The sequence below is a fragment of the Actinoplanes sp. TFC3 genome, from assembly GCF_001553785.1.
Classification (GTDB): domain Bacteria; phylum Actinomycetota; class Actinomycetes; order Mycobacteriales; family Micromonosporaceae; genus Actinoplanes.
This window is the reverse complement of the sequence record NZ_LOJP01000001.1, coordinates 1,419,394-1,440,517: the sequence shown is the minus strand read 5'-3', so window position 1 is coordinate 1,440,517 and position 21,124 is coordinate 1,419,394. Positions and strand designations below refer to the sequence as shown.

Annotated in this window: 27 protein-coding genes, 1 pseudogene and 1 riboswitch; of the genes and pseudogenes, 17 read left to right on the top strand and 11 right to left on the bottom strand. The window is 68.6% G+C overall.

The window, feature by feature from the left end; all coding sequences use genetic code 11:
* From TFC3_RS37805 to TFC3_RS06525, 3 genes and pseudogenes are all read right to left on the bottom strand, one after another.
* A pseudogene (locus tag TFC3_RS37805) lies at positions 1-374 on the bottom strand (hypothetical protein); the annotation flags it as partial.
* A gap of 431 nt (positions 375-805) precedes the next feature.
* Positions 806-1,165 carry a hypothetical protein gene (locus tag TFC3_RS06530; RefSeq protein ID WP_153040117.1) on the bottom strand — a complete coding sequence of 120 codons (360 nt, stop codon included), beginning with the start codon at positions 1,163-1,165 and terminating at the stop codon, positions 806-808.
* 315 nt (positions 1,166-1,480) lie between these two features.
* Complete coding sequence (locus tag TFC3_RS06525) at positions 1,481-2,143, bottom strand: response regulator transcription factor (protein WP_067496956.1); 663 nt, start codon at positions 2,141-2,143, stop codon at positions 1,481-1,483.
* A gap of 240 nt (positions 2,144-2,383) precedes the next feature.
* On the opposite strand from TFC3_RS06525, the gene TFC3_RS06520 reads away from it, so the two are divergent.
* The 5 genes from TFC3_RS06520 to TFC3_RS06500 all read left to right on the top strand — a co-directional run bounded on the left by TFC3_RS06520 (position 2,384) and on the right by TFC3_RS06500 (position 6,327).
* Positions 2,384-2,986 (top strand): helix-turn-helix domain-containing protein, encoded by a 603-nt coding sequence (locus tag TFC3_RS06520; RefSeq protein ID WP_067496955.1) that lies wholly within the window; start codon positions 2,384-2,386, stop codon positions 2,984-2,986.
* A gap of 84 nt (positions 2,987-3,070) precedes the next feature.
* On the top strand, positions 3,071-3,709 hold the full coding sequence (locus TFC3_RS06515; protein ID WP_067496953.1) for a methyltransferase: 639 nt from the start codon (positions 3,071-3,073) through the stop codon (positions 3,707-3,709).
* Between the two features lie 15 nt (positions 3,710-3,724).
* Positions 3,725-4,210 carry a MarR family winged helix-turn-helix transcriptional regulator gene (locus tag TFC3_RS06510; RefSeq protein ID WP_067496951.1) on the top strand — a complete coding sequence of 162 codons (486 nt, stop codon included), beginning with the start codon at positions 3,725-3,727 and terminating at the stop codon, positions 4,208-4,210.
* Complete coding sequence (locus TFC3_RS06505; RefSeq protein WP_067496949.1) at positions 4,207-5,901, top strand: MDR family MFS transporter; 1,695 nt, start codon at positions 4,207-4,209, stop codon at positions 5,899-5,901. Before TFC3_RS06510 ends, TFC3_RS06505 begins: the two co-directional genes overlap by 4 nt.
* Before the next feature lie 123 nt (positions 5,902-6,024).
* On the top strand, positions 6,025-6,327 hold the full coding sequence (locus TFC3_RS06500; RefSeq protein ID WP_067496947.1) for an antibiotic biosynthesis monooxygenase: 303 nt from the start codon (positions 6,025-6,027) through the stop codon (positions 6,325-6,327).
* A gap of 3 nt (positions 6,328-6,330) precedes the next feature.
* Here TFC3_RS06500 and TFC3_RS06495 read toward each other — a convergent pair whose 3' ends face one another.
* Positions 6,331-7,152 (bottom strand): ANTAR domain-containing protein, encoded by an 822-nt coding sequence (locus TFC3_RS06495; RefSeq protein WP_236718012.1) that lies wholly within the window; start codon positions 7,150-7,152, stop codon positions 6,331-6,333.
* A gap of 47 nt (positions 7,153-7,199) precedes the next feature.
* Entirely contained in the window at positions 7,200-7,409 is a 210-nt protein-coding gene (locus tag TFC3_RS06490; RefSeq protein WP_067496943.1) for a hypothetical protein, read from the bottom strand.
* A gap of 290 nt (positions 7,410-7,699) precedes the next feature.
* Between TFC3_RS06490 and TFC3_RS06485 the strand changes: the two genes are divergently transcribed.
* The gene (locus tag TFC3_RS06485) at positions 7,700-7,900 is read left to right on the top strand and encodes a hypothetical protein (protein WP_236718011.1); all 201 of its coding nucleotides are present in this window, start codon (positions 7,700-7,702) and stop codon (positions 7,898-7,900) included.
* Positions 7,893-8,066: a hypothetical protein gene (locus TFC3_RS38475; RefSeq protein WP_173745276.1), complete on the top strand. Its 174-nt coding sequence runs from the start codon at positions 7,893-7,895 to the stop codon at positions 8,064-8,066. The genes TFC3_RS06485 and TFC3_RS38475 overlap by 8 nt, the downstream gene beginning before the upstream one ends.
* A 49-nt stretch (positions 8,067-8,115) precedes the next feature.
* Here the strand turns inward: TFC3_RS38475 and TFC3_RS06480 are convergent, their stop codons facing one another.
* Both TFC3_RS06480 and TFC3_RS06475 read right to left on the bottom strand, forming a co-directional pair.
* Complete coding sequence (locus TFC3_RS06480) at positions 8,116-8,709, bottom strand: DUF1360 domain-containing protein (protein ID WP_067496939.1); 594 nt, start codon at positions 8,707-8,709, stop codon at positions 8,116-8,118.
* Between the two features lie 16 nt (positions 8,710-8,725).
* Entirely contained in the window at positions 8,726-8,971 is a 246-nt protein-coding gene (locus tag TFC3_RS06475; RefSeq protein ID WP_067496937.1) for a DUF6158 family protein, read from the bottom strand.
* Positions 8,972-9,080: 109 nt separating this feature from the next.
* Between TFC3_RS06475 and TFC3_RS06470 the strand changes: the two genes are divergently transcribed.
* The 3 genes from TFC3_RS06470 to TFC3_RS06460 all read left to right on the top strand — a co-directional run bounded on the left by TFC3_RS06470 (position 9,081) and on the right by TFC3_RS06460 (position 11,177).
* A complete protein-coding gene (locus TFC3_RS06470) occupies positions 9,081-9,515 on the top strand; it encodes a hypothetical protein (RefSeq protein WP_067496935.1) in 435 nt (144 codons plus the stop codon).
* Positions 9,516-9,530: 15 nt separating this feature from the next.
* The gene (locus tag TFC3_RS06465; protein WP_067496934.1) at positions 9,531-9,860 is read left to right on the top strand and encodes a DUF3817 domain-containing protein; all 330 of its coding nucleotides are present in this window, start codon (positions 9,531-9,533) and stop codon (positions 9,858-9,860) included.
* Positions 9,861-10,064: 204 nt separating this feature from the next.
* Positions 10,065-10,203: riboswitch (cyclic di-AMP (ydaO/yuaA leader) on the top strand.
* A 29-nt stretch (positions 10,204-10,232) separates the two neighbouring features.
* On the top strand, positions 10,233-11,177 hold the full coding sequence (locus TFC3_RS06460; RefSeq protein WP_173745304.1) for an NlpC/P60 family protein: 945 nt from the start codon (positions 10,233-10,235) through the stop codon (positions 11,175-11,177).
* 175 nt (positions 11,178-11,352) lie between these two features.
* Here the strand turns inward: TFC3_RS06460 and TFC3_RS06455 are convergent, their stop codons facing one another.
* Together TFC3_RS06455 and TFC3_RS06450 are read right to left on the bottom strand one after the other, a co-directional pair.
* Positions 11,353-12,354 carry an RNA polymerase sigma factor RpoD/SigA gene (locus tag TFC3_RS06455; RefSeq protein ID WP_067496928.1) on the bottom strand — a complete coding sequence of 334 codons (1,002 nt, stop codon included), beginning with the start codon at positions 12,352-12,354 and terminating at the stop codon, positions 11,353-11,355.
* 551 nt (positions 12,355-12,905) lie between these two features.
* Positions 12,906-13,595, bottom strand: a complete 690-nt coding sequence (locus TFC3_RS06450; RefSeq protein ID WP_067496925.1) for a thymidylate kinase — start codon at positions 13,593-13,595, stop codon at positions 12,906-12,908.
* A gap of 123 nt (positions 13,596-13,718) precedes the next feature.
* Here TFC3_RS06450 and TFC3_RS06445 point away from each other — a divergent pair, with 123 nt between their 5' ends.
* From TFC3_RS06445 to TFC3_RS06420, 7 genes are all read left to right on the top strand, one after another.
* Positions 13,719-14,303, top strand: coding sequence for a nucleotidyltransferase (locus tag TFC3_RS06445; RefSeq protein WP_067496922.1), 585 nt, complete (start codon positions 13,719-13,721; stop codon positions 14,301-14,303).
* A 1-nt stretch (position 14,304) separates the two neighbouring features.
* Entirely contained in the window at positions 14,305-14,559 is a 255-nt protein-coding gene (locus TFC3_RS06440) for a hypothetical protein (RefSeq protein ID WP_067496920.1), read from the top strand.
* Positions 14,556-15,299 carry a metallophosphoesterase gene (locus TFC3_RS06435; protein ID WP_067496917.1) on the top strand — a complete coding sequence of 248 codons (744 nt, stop codon included), beginning with the start codon at positions 14,556-14,558 and terminating at the stop codon, positions 15,297-15,299. Before TFC3_RS06440 ends, TFC3_RS06435 begins: the two co-directional genes overlap by 4 nt.
* Before the next feature lie 71 nt (positions 15,300-15,370).
* Positions 15,371-15,514, top strand: coding sequence for a GPGG-motif small membrane protein (locus TFC3_RS38470; protein ID WP_173745303.1), 144 nt, complete (start codon positions 15,371-15,373; stop codon positions 15,512-15,514).
* A 234-nt stretch (positions 15,515-15,748) separates the two neighbouring features.
* Positions 15,749-16,687, top strand: coding sequence for an MHYT domain-containing protein (locus tag TFC3_RS06430; RefSeq protein WP_082771884.1), 939 nt, complete (start codon positions 15,749-15,751; stop codon positions 16,685-16,687).
* Positions 16,688-16,709: 22 nt separating this feature from the next.
* A complete protein-coding gene (locus tag TFC3_RS06425) occupies positions 16,710-17,429 on the top strand; it encodes an HD domain-containing protein (protein WP_067506097.1) in 720 nt (239 codons plus the stop codon).
* Between the two features lie 10 nt (positions 17,430-17,439).
* Positions 17,440-19,050, top strand: a complete 1,611-nt coding sequence (locus TFC3_RS06420; RefSeq protein ID WP_067496911.1) for a glycoside hydrolase family 13 protein — start codon at positions 17,440-17,442, stop codon at positions 19,048-19,050.
* On the opposite strand, the gene TFC3_RS06415 is transcribed toward TFC3_RS06420, so the two are convergent.
* Entirely contained in the window at positions 18,998-20,419 is a 1,422-nt protein-coding gene (locus TFC3_RS06415; protein ID WP_067496908.1) for an MFS transporter, read from the bottom strand. The genes TFC3_RS06420 and TFC3_RS06415 overlap by 53 nt on opposite strands.
* Positions 20,420-20,428: 9 nt before the next feature.
* Positions 20,429-21,124 (bottom strand): FGGY-family carbohydrate kinase (locus TFC3_RS06410; RefSeq protein WP_255363748.1); only part of this gene is annotated, 696 nt, incomplete at its 5' end.

The following is a 21,124-nucleotide window of genomic DNA, read 5'->3' as shown; positions in this document are numbered from 1 at the left end:
CCCCGCGCCCGCCCACCGCCATGCCCGCCGGTGGCCCGATGCGCGCGAATCTCATGCGCGGAATCACCGACAAGGTCGCCGATGCGCTCGTCCGCGGCTGGCTCGGGTTGCTCCGCCCACACGGCCTGCTTCGCCCGCCTGGCCTGCTGGGTCCACTCGGTCTGCTGGGTCCGCTCGGTCTGCTGGGTCCGCTCGGTCTGCTGAGCCCACTCGGTCTGCTCGGCACGTTCGGCTCGGCGGTGGCTGGGCGCCGGCGGGGTGCCATCGGTCTCGTCGGGCCAGTTACCGCTGATCGGTCCCGCCGTGAAGCCGAACGATGCCCGCCGATTGGTAGCCGGCGGAGCCGGACCATACTTCGGTTCCGGCGCCGGCATTTCACGCTTCACGCGATGCCCGCGCGCGGCCGACTGATGTCCGCGGGAGGCCGCCTGCCCACTGCCTTGGGCGCCTTGCCCACTGCCTTGGGCGGCGTGCTGATCGCGCAGCCCGGCCTGCGGGTGTGGGCTCAGAGCTTGCCGGTCGTGTGGCCCGATGCGCCGGTCCTGCGGCGCGGCCGAGAGAACGCTCTCCCACTCCCCGCGCTGACCGTCCGAATTGCCCCGCCCGTCACCGGCGCTAGACCATGACATCTCGCCCATTCCGGAGCCTGCGCGGCCATATGCCCTCTCGGCCGCCTCCGCCCGACCGCCCATTCGCGGCACCTCACCGGTTCCCGAGCGGTGCCCCATCTGCGGCATCCCGCCCGTTCCAGGTTGGCTGCCCACTCGCGGCATCCCGCCCGTTCCCTGCCAGCCGTCTGCCCGCGTCATGTCGTCAGAGCCAAGCCCTCCGGCATCCCCGCGCCGCCCACCAGCCGAACCGCGACGGCCATCTTCGTCCGCGCGCCCACCACCAGGCCGGCGAATCTCCAGTCCCGGATCTCCGCCGGCAAGCGGCCCAGCGCCACCCCGCCGCGCCCACTCAGTCGCAGTAGTCGTCGCCAATCCGCCATCGCCCCCAGCCGCAGCCCCCAGCCGCGACCCTCCAGCGCCCGAGCCACCCGCCCGCGAATCCCCGGCATTGAGTCCGCGCGACCCAGCAGAGTCTGCAGCGCCGCTACCGGCGCCTTGCCGCGACCCACCGCCAGCAGCCGCCCGCGCCTCAGCAGCACCCGCACGCTGAACAAGCTGCTCCTCAGCAGCCGACTCCCCCCGTCCCGAACGTGGGGCGAAAGCGTTCCAACTAGCGCTATCCTCGCGATTCAGCGTTGCCGAGGGACGTCGGTGGGGCAGCGCTCCCGCTTCCGGCCGGCGGTGGGGCGCTTCGTGATCGGCTGGGCCGCCCGACGGGATGTCCGCTAACGCTACGGACACATCGGACGAACTGGCGAATCCTTGTTCCACGCGAAGCCCTCCAACTCGCGTCGGCGCCGGCTGTCTTAGCAGGGCGCTCCGGCGAGTGGTACGGATCGGCGGGGCTCGCGGATGGGTGCAGACGTGAATTACTCTGCGTTATGCCCGTCCGGCCGAAGGAGGCCTCGCCGAGTGGCTACCGCTACGGCCTCCAACTGGCTGTGGGCACCGAGTTTTCCCAGCACAGCCTTCACGTAGCCGCGGCATGTGTGGACGCTGATGCCGAGCCGGCGGGCGATGGCTCGCGGGTCGAGGCCCGAGCCCATCAGCACCAGCACCTCGTGCTCGCGCGCCGTCAGACCACCGGCCCGTGGGCCTACTACCGGCGCGGTGCTGCGCAGCAGGCGCGCGAGAATGTCCGTGGATACCGTCATGCCGCCGCCGTGGGCCGTGCGGATGGCGTTCATCACGTCGCCGAGCGGGCCGTTCTTCGACAGGAAGCCCGAGGCTCCCGCGGCCGTCGCCCGACCGACGAGCGCCGACTCGTTGTTCGCTGTGAGAATGACGAACCTTGTGTCCGGCAGCCGGTGGCGCAGCAGCTCCGCGATCGCGATGCCGTCGGCGTCGGGAAGGTCGGGGTCGAGCAGCACCACGTTGGGGCGCAGCTCCTGGACCATGCGGATGGCCTGCTCGCCTGTGACCGCATGACCGATGTATCGCAGCTCCGGTTGCCCGGCCAGCGCCACACCGAGCAACTCGGCGAATGTCTGATGCCCGTCCACCACGAGCACCGTGATCGCCTCGCCCACCATTAACGCCTCCTGATCCGCCAGCGCTGGAAGTCTATGTGTCCTCCGCGCGAAGCCAAGGCGTACCAACAGTCTGACAGCATGCACGAGGCACGCCGAACCGGTTGACCACCTGCCGTACGGATGGGTCCAAGCGGTCTGCCCACCTCATATCTTCGGTGGATGCTCCCCCTCGCTTTTGGGGTCCGGTTCACCACCACGGGGGCTTGCCGCATCATCGCCCCCCGCTGAGGGTTTTACGTCATGTACGAGATCCAGCTCTTCGGCCGCCTCGAAGTCCGGACCCGTGGCGTACGCCTCACGGGCAGTGACCTGGGCGACGCGCACGCCCAGCAAATCCTCGCCCTGCTTGCCTTGCGCGGGCATCTGCGCACGTCAGAGCTTGCCGATCTCTTGTGGACCGGAAATGCGCCGGCCGCCGCGGAGACCATCGTGGAACGTCATATGTCGCTTTTGCGCCAGCACCTGGAGCACGGAACTCCGGTCATCGAGGAGCGCGACGGCGGGTACGCCTTAATCGCTGATCGGGTACGGGTAGACGTCACCCGTTTCGACCAGCTCGCGGCCGCGGCGTCGGGCCGGTCCTCAGCCGGCGCTCTGCGCCCCCTTACCGCAGCAGCCCATCTCGCCGCACGCCCGTTGCTCGAAGATGTGGACAAGTCAGCCTGGGCGGCCCGAGCTCGGGCGTTGTACCGCGTACGGCTGATGGCCATCCTGCTCGAAGCCCGCGATCATGCCCTGGCCACCGGTGACACCTCGCTGGCATTTCTGCTGGCCAACCGGGTCGCCGAACTTGATTCGGAAGCGGTCGAGCCGGACCCGGCGCCGATGGAGTACGCCGCTTAATCCGACAATTTTGGACAGCCTCGGTTATGCACAGGCTGACGAATTGGCAAGCGGCGGTCCGCCTCGAAGGATCAGAATCGCCGGGTGCAAACGACGCTGTTGTCCGTACCCCTTGTTCCCGAGATATCTCTGCATCTCGCCGGCACCCGGACCGGGCTTTTCGATGCGGCCGGCGGCGCATTCTCGAGCGATGTCGCACCGCCGTTCTGGGCGTTCGCCTGGGCCGGCGGGCAAGCGCTGGCCCGCTATGTGCTCGACCATCCCGACGTGGTCGCCGGAAAACGGGTGCTCGACGTGGCAAGCGGTTCAGGCATCGCGGCGGTAGCTGCCGCGCGGGCCGGAGCCGCCGAAGTGGAGGCGATCGACCTCGACCCCGCCGCGGTCGAAGCAGCGTTGCGCAACGCCGAGGTCAACGGGGTGAGCTTGCGCGCCCGCGCAGCCGACATAGCCGACACCGAAGGCGCCGATGTCGTACTCGCGGGTGACGTCTTCTACACGCGCAGTGTTGCCGATCGGATGACGGCTGAGATGCGCCGGCTCGTACGGCAGGGGCGAGTTCTGGTTGGTGACCCCGGACGCGGGTATCTCCCCGAGCGCCTGTTCCAGCGTGCTGCCGAGTTCGCCGTGCCCGTGCCCGCCGCCCTGGAGGACACCGAGACGCTTGTCACAACGGTGTGGGAGATGCTTTCACCACACAACAAGTTGTACGCTGCAAACAAATGATCGGGGGCGGAGCACGTGACGAAGCCGGACACCGGGGACGCCGTCGGACGGCTCGTGGACGAAGTTCAGCGGTTCGTCCGCTTGGGCGCACGCGTCAAGGGCATGCTCCACATGGCGGACCTAGGTGCCGAGTTCTCCGCACTGATGCTTTTGTTCCCGTTGCGGCACCACGGCCCCCTGCGGGTCACCGACCTGGCTGAACTCAAGGGCGCAGACCCGTCCACGATCAGCCGGCAGGCGGCCCAGCTCGTCAAGGCCGGCCTGGCCCGCCGCGAGGCGGATCCGGCCGACGGCCGCGCGTCTCGGCTCGCGGTCACTGAAGCCGGCCTGGCCGCGTGCGCCCGGCTGCACGAGGCCCGGCATGCGTCGCTGAGCCAGGCGCTCGCCGCCTGGCCGCAGGAGCGCATCCGCGCCTTCGCCGACTACTTCGAAGAATTCAACAGCTCCGTCGAAGCGCACCTGCGCAACGACCCAGCCGTCTCAGCACGGGAGAACGCGTGAGTCACTCCACCGAAACCGCACCGGCGGGAGCGGGGCCGGGAGCCGCCAGCGGCGCTGCCCCGGCCCAGCCGTCGGCGGAATTCACCCATCGTCAGATCATCACGGTGCTGGTCGGCCTGATGATGGGCATGTTCCTGGCCGCCCTGGACCAGACCATCATGGCCACGGCAACCCGCACCATCGCCGACGACCTCAACGGCTTCAACCTGCAGGCGTGGGCGACCACTGCCTTCCTGATCACCTCGACGATCTCGACGCCGCTGTACGGCAAGCTGTCCGACATCTACGGGCGCCGGCCGTTCTTCCTGTTCGCTATCGGGATCTTCATTGTCGGCTCGTTCCTCTGCGGGCTCTCGCAGAACATGTACGAGCTGGCGGCCTTCCGCGCGATCCAGGGCATCGGCGCCGGTGGCCTGATGTCGCTCGCCCTGACGATCATCGGTGACATCGTGCCGCCCCGCGAGCGCGCCAAGTACCAGGGTCTCTTCCTGGCCGTGTTCGGCACCGCCAGCGTCATCGGCCCAATCCTGGGCGGCTTCTTCGCCGGCGCCGACAGCATCATCGGCATCGACGGCTGGCGCTGGGTGTTCTACATCAACGTGCCGATCGGCATCGCCGCCATGGCAGTGGTCGCCCGGGTGCTGCACCTGCCCCACCGCCGCACCGACCACCGCATCGACTGGCCCGGCGCGCTCACCCTGATCATCGGCCTGGTGCCGCTGCTCACGGTCGCCGAGCAGGGCCGCGACTGGGGCTGGGGCTCCGGGCGAGCCATCGCCTGCTACGTGATCGGCGCGCTCGGCCTGATCGGCTTCATCCTGGCCGAGCGGGCATACAAGGACGAGGCGCTGCTGCCGCTGAAGTTGTTCAGCAACCGTACGGTCGCGGTCGGTGCGACCTCCAGCACGATCCTCGGCATGGCCATGTTCGGCGGCCTGATGACCGTCCCGCTGTACCTGCAGATCGTCAAGGGCAGCTCCCCCACGGTGGCGGGCCTGCAGATGATCCCGTTCGTGGTCGGCATCATGGCCGGTTCGATCACCTCCGGCCAGCTCATCGCGCGTACCGGTCGCTACCGCATCTTCCCGATCGTCGGCAGCATCCTGATGACGGCGGCCCTGCTGCTGTTCTCACTCATCGGCGCGGACACCCCGCTGTGGCGAGTCATGCTGATCATGGTGCTGATGGGTCTCGGCCTGGGCGGCAACATGCAGCCGATGATCACCGCGGTGCAGAATGCCGTCTCGCCCCGCCAGATCGGCGTGGCGACCAGCTCGGTGACGTTCTTCCGTTCCATGGGCGGCACGCTGGGCACCGCGGTCTTTCTGTCGGTGCTGTTCAACGTGCTTCCGTCCAAGATCGGCGACGCCTACCAGGATGCCGGCATCCGGCCCCCCGCCCAGTCCGGCGGCGCCGACCTGAACGACACGTCGTTCATCAACAAGCTGCCCGAGGCGCTGGCCCACCCGTTCAAGGTCGGCTTCTCCGATGGCATCCAGGTCGTGTTCCTGCTCGCCCTGGCGGTCATGATCGTCGGCCTGATCGTGGTCTTCTTCCTGCCGGAGATCCCGCTGTCGCAGCGCTCAGCCCAGCAGCAGCGCGCAGCCGACGCCGCCGCGGCAGAGGCGAGCGACGGGGTGCCGGGCGAGGTTGGCTCCGGACCGGCGGCCGCTACGGGGCCGGGGCGTTGACGAGGTAACGAAGGAGGAACGGGCCGCGCTTCCGCCGGGGAGGGCGGCCCGTTCCCGTTGGGCAGATTGGCAGAGGTAGCCGCGAGCGAGGCTGGGCGACCACGCGCTCGTACTCTGAGACGCATGGCTGTTGTGAAGATCAATGCGATTGAGGTGCCCGAGGGCGCCGGCCCGGAGTTGGAGAAGCGGTTCGCCGCTCGACAGGGGGCTGTGGAGAACGCCGGGGGTTTCCTGGAGTTCGAGTTGCTGCGCCCGGTGGCCGGGGAGAGCCGGTACTTCGTCTACACCAAGTGGGAGACGGAAGAGGATTTCCAGGCCTGGTCGGCGGGCTCGGGCCGGGCTGCCCACGCCGGTGAGCGCGCGCGACCCGTGGCCGGCGGCGCCAGCCTGCTGGAATTCGAGGTAGTCCAGCAGGCCAGGAAGTAGAACTCAGCCGTTACGCCGGGCGGCCGCCGCGATCAGGCGGTCCGCCACCTCCTCGCGGGGCAGGCCCAGCCGCTGGGACGTGTCGCGCAGGATGTCATACGCCTCCTGCACCCCACATCCACGCTGCGCGATGATCACGCCTGCCGCTCGGTCCACGGCCGCTCCTTCGCGCTGGCTCTGGCGGCGTTGGAGTTCGCCGAACAGCACCTCCGCCTGGTTGACCATCGCCATCGCCGTCAGCAGCAGTTCCGGGTCGAGGCCGGCCGGCTGGGCGACGAAGAAGCTGACCGAGCCGACCGCCGAGCGCTGGATGTCCAGCGGGATCGCGAGCACCCCTCGTACCCCCTGGGTCCTGGCACAGTCGTTGAGGTGCGGCCAGCGGACGTCGGTGAACAGGTCGTGCGCGGTCACCACGGCTCTGGTCCGGGCGGCTTCGAGCGAGGGTCCGTTACCCGATTCGTACTGCACATCATCGAATGGCGCGCCCTCGGGGCCGGAGGCGGCGAGCGTGGGTGGGCCGCCCTCTCCGATCAGGGCCGCCGAGCAGCGCAAGGTGCCGCGGATTGCTTGCGCCCCGAGGGTGGCAAGACGATTGAGAGCTTCCGGTACGTCCTCAGCGCCGAGCAGCTGCGCCGACAACTCGTGCAGCAGTCCTGCCACCTCGACGGGGTGCGGCGGCTCGGGCATAGCAGTGGCGGGCAGGGGCGCGACGGCGATCTGGGACTTTACCCGGCCGCGGACGACGATGCGGGTGGGCGGGGGTACGTCGGTCGCGGGTATGGCACGACGCGACCTCCGCCCGGTGCTCCTTTGCGGGGCAGACATTTGGCCGATATTGCCATGCTGGTCCGTGAACACGAAAGTGGCTTCCCCTATCGGGTAACGTCCCCGGGCGTAACCGTCTGCTGCGACGAACGATGTTCCAGGAAGGTGCCCGGGGCGGCTCCCGGGGCCTCTTCGCGCTGGTCGGACTCCGCGAGGATGGCTTCCGCCTGGGCTTTGGGGTCCGCGCTGCCGCCCGCACTGCGCTCCTCGGGGAGCAGGTCCGCGGCTCGCTGATCCACCCGGTCTGTTTCACTCATGAGTGGTCATTTACCCGCTGCGCCCGGTAACGAACGTCGCCCCCGGGAAGACCCGGGGGCGACGCCCTTTTCGTAGGTGCCGGTGTGCAGGTCGCCTCGCGGCGAGTGGCTCAACGCGGCTCCAGCCGGACGGTATTCCGCGAAGGCAAAGGGTGAGGCCCGGGGACACTGGGCACACCGACATCTGTACTCAACTGTCGGTCGCCCACCACCATTCCGGGAGCGAATGTGACCTGGACCACACTAAAGGCTGATGTGGGTCCGGGGCGAAAGCGGGTATCCGGGCTGACGTGAGTGACGACCTTCGCCTTCTGGACGAGTACCTGGACGATGCCTACTCCGCGCAGGAACGGCTCAGCAGCGCCGACCTGCAGCGCGGGGCCATCGCCGCCGACCTGCCCGCCTCCGCCCTCACCCTGATCGACGCCCTGCCCGACGGGGAGTACGCCCAGGACGAGGCCTCCGAAGCCCTGAGGACTCTCAATGTCTGACCACGAGGACCTGCAACCGCTCGGCGATGACGAGGCCGGCGTCGCCGGGGACAGCGATTTCGCCGACGAGCACGGCAGCACGGCCGTTGACCCGGCCATCACCGAGGGCAGCGACGCCCGCGAGGAAGAGAGCCCGCGCGGCTGGTCCGGCCTCGAAAAGTCCTGAACGCAGGACGGCCCCGGCGGCATCCGCCGGGGCCGTTCGAAGCGTCGGGTCAGAGCTGCGGGATCGCGTGCCCGTTGATCGCCGGCTGCTGAGACGGCGCTGGCTCCTCCTCATCGTCTGAGGGCCCCTCGGCCGCCTCCTTGGCCATCGAATACGCCATCTGCAGAAAGTCCGATACGGCGGTCGCCGTGAACACCGTGGCCGCCAGCCGGGTCACCCGGGGCGCGAAGACCAACCCCGTGGTCAGCCCGGTGGCCACCCACACCGCGAGGCAGAACGGGCAGCTGACCAGTTCCCCCACCGAGTGGCGCAGCGAGCTGCCCTCGTCGCGTACCTCTTCGTTGATCTCACCGCTGCCAGCCGGCTCGCTGTAACGCGTGAACGGTGCACGCAGCGGGCTCGTGATCGAATCCTTGGCGATCAGCCGGCTCAGCTTGTGGGTGGCGATCGAGACGAGCACCACGTCCGCGGTCGCGGGCCGGTCCGGGACCGGACGGCCGGTCAGCTTCGCCGCTGTCGTGACGCCGGCCGCCAGGGCGCCGAACGTGCCCATCATGGCGACATACCCGTCCAGGGGCCGGTGGTCGTGCGGCGCGTACTGCCGCCGCAGCCGGTCGAGCCGGCCGCGTACCGAGGAGATCATGCCTGGGGGTGTCCTCTCAGAAGTCCTGGGTGAGCCGGTCGGGGTTGACCTCACGGCCCGGGTGACGAGCCAGGTATTCGGTTTCCAGCTCGGCGGTGCGCCGCAGGTGGGTGGCGAGGGCGGCATCCGGACCGTGGCGCAGCGTGTCCAGCCGGGTGCGGTGCAGGCTGCCGAGTTCGCGGATGAGGTCCTCGTCGGCGAGACCGGCCGGATCGATGCCGGTTTCGGTTCCCACAATGTCGTGGACGTCGGAGTCGCTCATGATCTCTCCTCTCACAGTCGGTGCCCGGCCCGCCGGCGGGGGCAGGGCGCCTGCAGCAACGGTTGCCCGCCCGCCCTGGCGTCAAACCCGCGCCGGTACGCTCGACGCCATGAAAGGGCTGTGGACCCCGGCGTGGATCGCGCGGCATGTGCTCGCGCTCGCGTTGATCGCCGGATTCCTCGCACTGGGCTGGTGGCAGTTCAGCAGGGCCACCGGCGGCAACTCGCTGAGCTGGGGATACACCTTCGAGTGGCCGGTCTTCGCGCTCTTCGTGGCGTTTCTGTGGTTCCGCGAGGTGCAGCAGGAGCGGCAAGCCAGCCGGGGCGTAGCCACGCAACCCGACGGGGACAGCGACGTGCCGGCGGCGGCAACCGAAGACGCCCCTCTTACGGTACGGCGACCTGTGCGCGTACCCGTCAAGTCCGCGACCCCGGCCGGCGACGACCCGGACCTGGCCGCCTACAACGACTATCTGGCCTGGCTGAACGCCCATCCAGGGGCGCGTCCGGGCGACTACCCCGGTCACAAGCCAGCACCGAAGTAACTAAGGACGTGGATCGTGCAGGGAGCTCTCACCCGTTACCGGATCATCGCGTGGATCGTCGGCGTGGTCCTCATCGTGCTGGTCCTGGTGGGCATGCCGCTGAAGTATCTCGGGGACAACGACACCGTGGTGGCCGCCGTCGGCCCGATCCACGGGTTCCTCTACATGATCTATCTGGTGGCTGCCTTCGACCTGAGCCGGCGCGCGCATTGGCCGCTGGGCCGGATGCTTCTCGTGATGCTGGCCGGCACCATTCCGTTCTTCTCGTTCTGGGCCGAACGAGTGGTCACCACCAAGTGGACGCCGCGCACGGTGGACAACGAGTCCGCGTTGGCGGAAAAATAGCGAAAGTCACGCTGCGAACCCGCCGAATTGCACTCCGCTATCGGGATCATTCGCATAAATGTGACAATTAGCCTAGATCACTTACCCGCCTCTTGAATTAATTCGGATCGCCGATAAGTTGGTGCGGTTGGTCCGGTCCGCAGCCACTTCCTCACGTGGCACCGGCCAGCGCCACCGAATTGCTCAGGAACCGCTCGGCGGCCCCATCCCCCGGGGCTGGCGCGTCTCCTGATGCGAACCGGGGAACCAACCGAAGCAGCACTGGGGTGAATCCGCGCGAGCGGTAGGGCCTTCTTCCCGCCCGAATCCGTCAGCTAACCCGGTAGGTGGCTGGAGCGGAAGAGAGGCCACACACCGTTGCGAAACGCCCGCATGAGGCTACGCACCCTGGTGGTCGCCGCATTGGCGATCGCCATCACTGGCTCGGTCGCCCCCGCAGCGCACGCAGCACCCTCGTCCAGTGAGCTGACCAAGAAGATCCAGAAGGCGTCGGATCAGCTCGAGGACGTCGTCGAGTCGTACAACAAGATGACCATCAACCTGAACAAGACGAAGGCGGACGAGAAGAAGCTCGCCGAGTCGCTCGGGCCGGCCCGCGAAGCCCTTGCGGCGGCCGGGTCGCAGATGAAGGTCATCGCCGCGTCGGCCTACAAGACCGGCAAAGTCGGCCCGATGAGCGCGCTCCTGCAGGGCAACGAGGGCTTGATGGATCGCATGTCCATTCTCGAGCAGATGTCGCGCACCCGGCAACGGGACATCGACACCTACACCGAGACGACACAGACCTACGAGCAGCGCCAAGCCGCCCTCAAGACCACGCAGGACAAGCAGGCCGCCGAGGTCAAAGAGCTCGCAGCCCGCAAGAAGAAGATCGAGGGCGACCTCAAGGACCTGTACGCCATGCGCAAGGAGGCGTACGGCCGCGAGACCGAGAAGCCGGCGAAGTACACCGGCTCGGTGCCCAGCATCGCCGGCTCCGCGGGCAAGGCGGTCTCCTTCGCCTACGGCGCGATCGGGCTCATGTACGAGTACGGCTCGGGCGGTCCCAACACCTATGACTGTTCGGGGCTGACCTCAGCCGCGTGGGCCGCGGCGGGCAAGTCGCTGCCGCACAACGCAGCCGCCCAGTACAGCGCCACCAAACGGGTCTCCCGGGGCGCCCTGCAACCCGGTGACCTGGTGTTCTACCGCAGCCTCGGCCACGTCGGCATCTACGTGGGTGGCGGCATGATCATCGACGCGTCGCACGCGGGAGCCCCCGTGAAGAAGCGCTCGATCGACATCATGCCCCCGTACGGCTATGGCCGCGTCACCTGATCCATCCGTTACACGCCTACCGCCGGTGCCCCGCTCGCGGGACGCCGGCCGGTTTGCCGTGCAGTGGTGTCTTTTATCAGTGCAGAACCCGAAAGGCCGGTGTCCGTCGGGGGACACCGGCCTCGTGATGGGCTGGGGGATCGAGCTTGCCGGGGTGGCTTGCGGCCGCCTCGGATCAGGCGGCCTGCAGGCCTTCGGCGCGGGCGAGCTCGCGGAGCCGGCCCAGGGCCTGGATCTCGAGCTGGCGGATGCGCTCGCGAGAGAGTGAGAAGCGCGACGCCACCTCGGTCAGCGAGTGCTCGCGGCCGTCCTCGAGGCCGTAGCGGGCGCGCATGATGCCCGCCGAACGGTCGTCGAGGTGGTTGAGCAAACCTTCGATGCGCTGGCGCTCCAGCGCGGTCAGGACGATCTCCTCGGGCGACGGCGCATCGCTGTCGGCGACCAGATCGCCGAGGTTGGTGTCGCCGTCGTCGCCCACCGGGGTATCCAGCGACACAGTGTCCTGTGCCCAGCGGGTCAGCTCGTTGACACGTTCCACCGTCACGCCCAGCGCCGTGGCGATCTGCTCCGGCTCCGGGTCTGCGCCGAGCTCGCGGACGAGTTGGCGGGTGACGTTGCGCATCCGGTTGACGTCCTCGACCAGATGCACGGGCAGGCGCACGGTGCGCTCCTGCTGGGCGATCGCCCGGCTGATGGCCTGGCGGACCCACCACGTGGCGTACGTCGAGAACTTGTAGCCACGCTCGTAGTCGAACTTCTCCACGGCGCGGACGAGGCCGGTGTTGCCTTCCTGGATGAGGTCGAGCATCGGCATGCCCGAGCGCACGTAGCGGCGGGCGATCGACACGACCAGGCGCAGGTTGGCCCGGATGAACAGGTCCTTGGCGCGCTGACCGTCGACGACCAGGCGCTCCAGTTCCTCCCGGCTCACGCCGCGGCGGACCTCGCCCTCGTCGAGCAGGTGCTCGGCGTACAAGCCGGCCTCGATTGCTTTGGAGAGCTCGACCTCCCTGGCAGCGTCCAGCAGCGGCGTCCGGGAGATTTCGTGCAGGTAGACTCCGACGAGGTCACGTTCCTCAGCGACCTGGTCGGTCCGCATCACGGTGTTCTTCTCCACGTTGCCCACGGTCCCCTCATTGCCATCACTAACCCTGTTACGGGCAATACCTGCGTCCATCAGCCCTCCCCCGTAACGTCCGTAGCTCGCGCATTGCGGTGCGCACCTACACAACAAGTGACGCCCTGCGCTGATTCCGGCTGGTGAGTTGAAAGTGTCACGAATGTCTGAGCGTCACCTGAGAGCCCGTTGCATATTTTCTGAGGAAGGCTCTTCCTAAGAGACATTCGGAGCCGCACCCTGGGTTGGATGCGTCTGACAAACGCATACCCAGCGGCCGTTCCATGACACCATCAGCCCTTCATCCGTCGCAGCGACGCGCATCACGACCTCTGTTGCGACGCTCGTCACCACCAAGTACGGCCGGGTAGCCGTTCGGGTTCACTCAGATGCATCGACAGGTTGCCGCCAGCTTCAAGCAAAACGCCGCAGCCAAAGGTCACGCCACTGATATGACGTGCAGCACCTGTCACGATGCGGCACATCACGCTGCAGATCACTGACCCATCCGGGTGACGTTCGATCGATGCTGTGGGCGAGCTGAAAACCCATGCTGAAGGTGACGGATAACACAGCCCTACGGTGGAGCACAAGGATCAGCGGGGGCCCGGCTAGAAGCCCTCGGCGAGCTGGCAGGTCACGGCGCTGGCGGCTGCGGCGAGGGCGGCGGCGCCGACGACGATGGACGTGGTGATGCGCCGCCGGACGGTGCCGAGGGCCGGCAGATGGGCGAGCAGTTCGGCCTGGACCTGGCCGGGGGTCTGGTTCGCGTCGATCACCACGAAGCCGGGGAACTCGGGCAGGCTGCGGTAGGCGGCGGTGGCGGCCCGCAGATAGTCCATCTCCTCGTGGTCGTAGCCGCGGCGTTCGATCCGGTCGTACGCAATCTGGGGGTTGACGGCCAGGAAAAAGGTGACGTCGGGGGCGGGGAACGCGCGATAGAAGCATCGAGCCCGGTGATCGTTTCCGGCGCGGGCGCGGATGCTGGCGAATTGGCACACCGCATAGCGGTCCATCACGGCGATCTCACCGGTGAACCAGCGGCGGGTCAGCGTGCGCAGGATGGCGAGCCAGCGCAGCACCGCTTCAACGAACAACATCGCGCGGTGTCCGAGCACATGGTCGCGGCCCAGGGCTTCGGCGAGGCGGCCGAACCAGCGCCGGCCACCGGCGTTGCGCCGGTAGCGGGCGGGCAGTCCGCGATCGGCGAGCGCGTCCGCGAGCAGGTGGGCCTGAGTCGTCTTGCCGGAGCCGTCGATCCCGACGAGAGCGATGGTGCGAGGAGGGCGGGCGGAGACCATACCCACCGACGGTAGCGCGGGGTGTCACGCAGCGTTCCTGCGTAAGGGGACGCTTCGGACGTACACAATGGGGGTAGCAGTTTGGTTTGTCTTTGAAACTCGACCACATGCTAGGGAGATGCTATGCCGCACCGGGTTGACGAGGGCCTGGTCAACACGCTCAAGCGGGTCGCCTCGGTGCTCAAGCAGGCAGAGGTCCCGTTTGCGCTGGCCGGCAGCTACGCGGTGTATGCCCACGGCGGGCACTCCAGCGACCACGATGTCGACTTTGTCATTCGGGAGCAGGACAAGGAGCGCGCGCTGCAGGAGCTGGCCGCGGTCGGCTTCAAGGTGGAGCAGCCCCCGGAAGACTGGCTGGTCAAGGTCTTCGACGAGGGCCGGATGGTGGATCTGATCTACCGCCCGGTGGAGGCGCCGGTGACCGACGACACGCTGCGCGACACTTCCATGCTCTCGGTCGAGGCGATCAACATGCCGGTGCTGTCGGCCACCCAGCTGATGGTGCACAAGCTGCTCAGCTACACCCAGCACTACTGCGACTTCGCGACCGGACTGCCGGTGGCGCGTTCCCTGCGCGAGCAGATCGACTGGGAACGGGTACGTAAGGAAACCGCGAAGTCTCCGTACGCCGAAGCCTTCCTCGTGCTCCTCGACCGCCTCGATGTGGTGCCGGAGCCCGGTGGCGCCCGGCTGACCGTGGGGGGATGACATGACCCACCAGCTCGACGAGTACATGGAAGCCGAGATCCAGCGGCTGCTCACCGAGCACGGCGCGGTGGCCGAGCAGGGCATCACCGTGCAGTGCCGGGAGAACCTGCTGGTGCTCGGCGGTGAGGTGGAGAGCGCGGAGCGCCGCGACGAGATCTGCCGGCAGATCACGGCGAACTTCCCGGACGTGCAGGTCGCCTGTGACATCGGCATCGTGCGTGCCGCCGCGCCCACCGAGGTGGAGGAGATCTCATGATCCGCATCGCTGCCGTGGGCGACGTCCACGTGGACAAGGACGTGCTGGGCCGCTACCGGCCCGCGTTGGAGCAACTGCCCGACGTGGCCGATGCGTTGCTCATCGCCGGTGACCTGACCCGGCACGGCACGGTCGAGGAAGCCCAGTGCATGGCCCAGGAGTTCGGCGGGCTGGACGTGCCGGTTGTGGTGGTGCTGGGCAACCATGACCATCAGAGCGACCAGCAGGCCGAGGTCACTGACGTGCTGCGCGAGGCCGGGCTGACGGTGCTCGAAGGCGACGGCGTGGTGCTCGAACTCAACGGGCACCTGCTGGGCGTCGCGGGCGCGAAGGGCTTCGGCGGCGGGTTCGCCGGGGCATGCGCCAGCAAGTTCGGTGAGCGCGAGATGAAGGATTTCGTCGGTACGACCGAGGCGATCGCGGACCGGCTCGGCGACGCGTTGCGCTCGCTGGAGTGCGATGCACTGGTCGCGCTGACGCACTATGCGCCGGTGCCGGAGACGCTGGTCGGCGAGCCGCTGGAGATCTATCCGTTCCTGGGGTCGTACCTGCTGGGCCAGGCCATTGATTCGGCGCCGACCGCGCTGGCTCTGCACGGGCACGCCCATCACGGCAGCGAGCGGGGACGCACGCCGGGCGGGGTGCCGGTGCGCAACGTGGCACACCCGGTCATCAAGCAGGCCTACAACGTCTACCAGCTGTTGTCCGAGGACGCCGGGGCCGGGCTGGTGAGGGTCTGATTCCCGCTCCGTCGCCGGTGGACGATGGCACGCCACGTTTCCAATTTTGGCGGCTCGGGTAGTAGATGGTCATGGAATTCTTGCTCTGGATCCTCGCAGTCATCCTCGTGGTCGCCGGCATCCTCGCGCTGTTCCGGCGGCAGCTCCTCTGGGGCATCGTGCTGATCGTCGTCGGTCTGCTGGTCGGCCCCGGCGGTGTCAGCATCTTCAACTAGCTGAGCCGTCCCATAAGACGGCATCCCCAACCGGGGCTGCCGTATGGCTATCTCTTGCAGGTAGCCATACGGTGGCTCCGGTTTTCTGCATTTTTGCCCGATTACCCGGGAGCTTCTCCATCTCGACGGGGGACCCGAAAGTAGTCCCCCGCACACGCCGTGCGATGTCCTAGATCGGACTCGTGACGTAATCCTCAGCGAATCGATCCCCCACGAATTCGCGAGGAGCCGGCAGTGGCCGAGGTCCATCACTTCACCTACGGAGCTTTCAATCCGATCGGCGCGTACCTGGTCGCCTTTCTCGGATCCTTCCTCGGACTGCTGAGCACCGGGCGCGCCCGCAACGCCCGTACCCGCAGCCGCCGCACCAGGTGGCTCATCATCGCGGCGTTCTCGATTGGCGGGGCGGCGATCTGGCTCATGCACTTCACCGCGATGCTCGGGTTCGACGTGCCGGCCAGCCCGGTGCGCTACAACCCGCTGCTGACCATGCTGAGCCTTGGGCTGGCCGTGGTCGCGGTCGGATTCGGACTGATTGTTGTCGGACACGGCCGGCCCAGCATGCTGCGGGTGGGGGTGGCCGGCGTGCTGACCGGCGCCGGCGTGCTGGCGATGCACTACACCGGCATGGCGGCGATGCACGTCTCCGGCACCATCAACTACAAGCCGATGCTGGTGATCGCGTCGGGCATCATCGCCGTGGTCGCCGCCACCACCGCGCTCTGGTTCACCGTGGCCATGCGGGGCGGGATGCTGCGGATGCTGGGTGCCGCCGCGATCATGGCCATCGCGGTCTGTGGCATGCACTACACCGGCATGGCCGCGATGAGCGTCAAGCTCAGCGGCACCATCTCCCACCACGTCAGCGGCATCCGCCCGCTGCTGATGATCGTGCCGATCACGCTGATCAGCGCGGCGACCATCATCGGGGTGGCGCTCAGCGCGCTGCAGGCGATGACTGAGGAGGAGTTCACCGACGGCACCAGCATCCCGAAGCGCGGCTCGCACGCCGAGCACCACAACCAGCCGTGGTCGCTGCGCCAGACGACGCTGAGCACCATGCGGCGGCCCTCGCCGGTGCGCCCGCGCCCGGCCATGGATGAGCGGCCGACCGGCGACCGTGACGACCTCACGGGCGACGACCTCAGGAACGAAGAGCCAGTGGCGTCGTAGCCGGGACGGTATGTTCTCGTCCATGGCGCCCAGGATGCTGCTGTCGATGCCGTTGCACGCGATCACCGAGGTGTACGGCGAGGCGGGCCTGCGGGACCGCTTCGCCCTGGAACTGGAGCAGTTGCCCTCCTCGGACCGCAAGCGGCTTGAGGAGGCCCTGGCGCTGGCCTCCGAGCTGCACGCCGAGGACCGCCGGGTCCGCGAGCCCTACCTGAACCACCTGCTGCGGGTCGCGATCCGGATCCTGCGCTACTACGGCATCAGCGACCCGGATGTGCTGGTCGCGGCGCTGTTGCACGACGCGGTGGAGGACCACCCGGCGGAGCTTGCCGGGTTGCCCGCCGCGCTGGGGCACGCGGTGCTGACCGAGGCGGCCGTCGCGGAACTCGCGCGGCGCTTCGGCCCCCGGGTCGCCGAGCTGGTCCGCTCGGTCACCAACCCCGAGTACGACCCGGAACGCGACAAGCACGAGCAGTACCGCGCGCACGTGGCGGACAGCCTCGACCGCGATCCGTGGGCCCGCGTCATCAAAGTCAGTGACTTCACCGACAACGGCGTCGGCGTCATTCACACCACGTACGACAAAGCGCGCAGCTCAGCGATCAAGTACCGGCCGCTGGTTCCCAAGCTCAGGGAGCTGATCGGGCGCCCCGACACCCCCTTGTCGATCACCGCCAAGGACCACATCCTTGATCAACTGGACCTGGCCGAGGAGCGGTTCGCCGCCATCCTCGACGGTTAGCCTGGGGTGCATGCCCCTCAGCAGTGATTGGTGGCGCAGCGCCGTCATCTACCAGATCTATCCGCGCTCCTTCGCCGACAGCAACGGCGACGGCATGGGCGACCTGCCGGGCATCACCGCGCGGCTCAGCGACCTGCGGGAGCTCGGCGTGGACGCCGTCTGGCTCTCGCCGTTCTACCGCTCCCCGCAGCATGACGCCGGGTATGACGTGGCCGACTACCGGGCGGTGGACCCGCGCTTCGGTGACCTGGGTGACGCCGACAAGCTGATCGCCGAGGCCAAGCAGCTCGGCCTGCGGGTCATCGTCGACCTGGTGCCCAACCACACCTCCAGCGAGCACGCCTGGTTCCAGGCCGCGCTGGCCTCGGCGCCGGGCAGCCCGGAGCGTGAGCGCTACATCTTCCGCGACGAGCCGCCGAACAACTGGCGCAGCGTCTTCGGCGGCCCTGCCTGGGAACAGACCACCGACGGGCAGTGGTATCTGCACCTGTTCGACGTCTCCCAGCCCGACCTCAACTGGGCCAACCCGCAGGTGCGCGCCGAGTTCGTGGCGATCCTGCGGTTCTGGCTCGACCGCGGTGCCGACGGCTTCCGGGTGGACGTCGCGCACGGGCTGGTCAAGGATCCCAGCCTGGCCGGCTGGGAGTACGGCGACGACACGGTGCTCGGCGGGCTCACGCCGCAGGATGCCCCGCCCCCGCCGATCTGGGACCAGGACGGCGTGCACGAGATCTACCGCGAGTGGCGTTCGGTGCTCGATGAGTACGAGGACGACCGGATCCTGGTGGCCGAGGCCTGGGTGCAGCCCGCCGAGCGGCTTGCCCACTACGTGCGCCCGGACGAGATGCACCAGGCGTTCAACTTCGAATACCTGGTGACCCCGTGGGCCGCGGCACCGCTGCGCGCGGTCATCGACCGGACCACCGGCGCGAACGCCGAGGTCGGCGCGCCCACCACCTGGGTGCTGTCGAACCACGATGTCACCCGGCATGCGTCACGCTTCGGCTTCTCTGACGGCAAGGATCACCGCAACGGCATCTCGGCCCGCGACCCGCAGCCCGATGCGCCGCTGGGTCTGCGCCGGGCGCGGGCGGCGTCTCTGCAGATGCTGGGGCTACCCGGTTCGGCGTATCTGTACCAGGGCGAGGAGCTGGGGCTGCCGGAGCACACCACGATGCCCGACGAGTTCCGGCAGGACCCGGCGTGGGAGCGCTCGGGGCACGCCGAGCCGGGCCGCGACGGGTGCCGGGTGCCGATTCCGTGGGAGGCCGACGCGCCGTCGTACGGTTTTGGCCCGACCGACGCCAGCTGGTTGCCACAGCCGGCGTCGTGGGCGGAGCTCGCGCTCGACCGCCAGCGCGGCGTGGCCGGCTCGACGTACGAGCTCTACCGCGCGGCCCTGCGCCTGCGCCGCGAGCACGATCTCGGCAACGGCACCCTGACCTGGACCGGCAGCCAGCCGGAGGTGCTGGCGTTCGCGAACGGCGACGTGCTGGTGCTCAGCAACTTCGGCGACGAGCCGGTGGCGCTGCCCGGCGGCTCGCAGGTCCTGCTCAGCAGCGGGCCGCTCACCGGAGACGGTCAGGTTCCGCCGGATGTGACGGTCTGGGTTCGGCGATAGCCGCGTACGTGGCCAGGGCCGCATGGGTGTCCGCCATGTCCCTGGCCACGGTGCGGCTGGCCAGCCAGTACATGATGCCGGTGGGGATGAAGAAGAACTGGAAAGCCGCCAGCCCGACCGCGTAGTTCAGCGGCGGCGGGAACGCCCCGGACAGCCCGCGGAAGGCCACGCCGACCAGCGCGTTCCCACCGGCCCGCCCGGCGCCGTTGAACAGGTTGCCGAGGCTGTACACCGTGCCGCGGTGCTCGGGCGGGTTGACATCGGCGATCAGCGCGAACCAGTTCGGCGAGTTGGCCGAGGTCAGCGCGAGCGCGAACACCGCCACGGCCAGGCTGAGCCCCACCGTCGGCTCGGTGACCACATTGGTCAGGACCGCCCCGATGATCGCGCCCGAGCTGCTGCCGTTGGGCACGTCGATGTGAAACGGCACGAAGTACAGCACCACGTAGAACGGTACGGCGGAGAGCACCCCAACCGCCGCGACCAGCGCCCGCCCTCGCGGTGTGCGGCGTTGCAGCCGGTCGCCGACCAGCCCGCCGAGGATGGATAACGCGCCGCCGAGCTGGAACAAGGTGGCGAAGACGCTGCCCACCACGATCGCGGTCTGGGTGGAGTAGCCCTGCGCCTCGGCGCGGGCCCGGAACAGGATCGGCAGCCAGACCAGCGAGCCGAACGCCACCTGGGCCGAGAAGCCCTGCAGGATCAGCCACACATTGGTCCGACGAGCCAGAATCTTGGGCAGGTCGTCGCGGTGGATGCGTTCGTCGTACTCGATGCCCCGCAGTTCGGGCTGGCTGTCCCCGCGCGGCACGTCATAGGTGATCACGTAGGCCACGGTCGCCACCACGCCGGCCGCCGCGGTGATCAGAAACGGCCGCCGCCAGTCGTCGGCGCCGAGCAGCCCGCCGACCATGGTGCCGGCCAGCGTGCCGATGCCCTGCGACAGCCCCCAGAAGCTCATCACCAGCCCGCGCCGCTTGGGGGAGATGAGGTCGCTGACCACGGAGAAACTGACGCTGGCCACGCCACCGAGGCCGATCGCGGCCAGCGCCTGCGAGGCCAGGAACGAGGGATAGCTGCCGGCCAGCCCGGACCAGGCGGTGCCGGCGACCCAGATGGCGGTGCCGGCAATGAGGACCGGCTTGCGGTTCGTGCGATCCCCGGCGTACGCCCAGCCGATCGCGGCCACGGCGCTGATCAGGAACATCACGGTGGTGGCGAGCGCGATGTGGCCCTCGCCCACCCCGAAGCCGGTGCCGATGCTGCCGTACAGGGGTGGGACGAGGCCGATCGCCACATTGTCGAGTGAGGCGAGAACGACGAACACCACCACGCTGTACGTGCGATGCGCCGAGCCGCCCTTTCTCACGGGAGGAGGTTAGCGCCTCACCTTGTCGACGACCCTGTCCCGGGCCACCGCGTACTGCTCCCGGATCAACGGAACGCTGTCGTCCTGGAACACCTCGGGACTTTCCGCGGACCAGGTGGGCGGGAGATCGCCGCCCTTGACGACCCAGGCGGCCTGGCGTGCGGCACCGTCGGCGACATACTCACCCGGCGGGGGCACCAGGACCGGAAGACCAAAGAGCGCAGGAGCAATCTGTCGTACGGCCACACTGCGTGCTCCTCCGCCGACGAGCACGATGCGGTTGGCTTCAGCCCCGTGCGCGACCAGCGCGTCGAGCCCGTCGGCCAGGGCGCAGAGCATGCCCTCGACCGCCGCCCGGGCCAGGTGCGCCGGATCCGAGGTCCTGAGCGTGAGCCCGTGGATGGCCCCGGTGGCGTCCGGGCGGTTCGGGGTCCGTTCGCCTTCCAGGTACGGCACCAGCACCAGCCCATCGGCGCCGGCCGGGGCCGACAGGGCCAGCCGGGACAGCTCGTCATGGTCGACGCCGAGCATCTTGCCCGCCGCGTCAAGCACCCGGGCGGCGTTCAGCGTCACCACGATCGGCAGGAACCGCCCGGTGATGTCGGCGAACCCGGCCACCGTGCCGCTGGGATCGTCCGGGGCCACTTCCGAGGAGACGAACACCGTGCCCGACGTACCGATGGAAACCACGACGTCTCCCGGCAG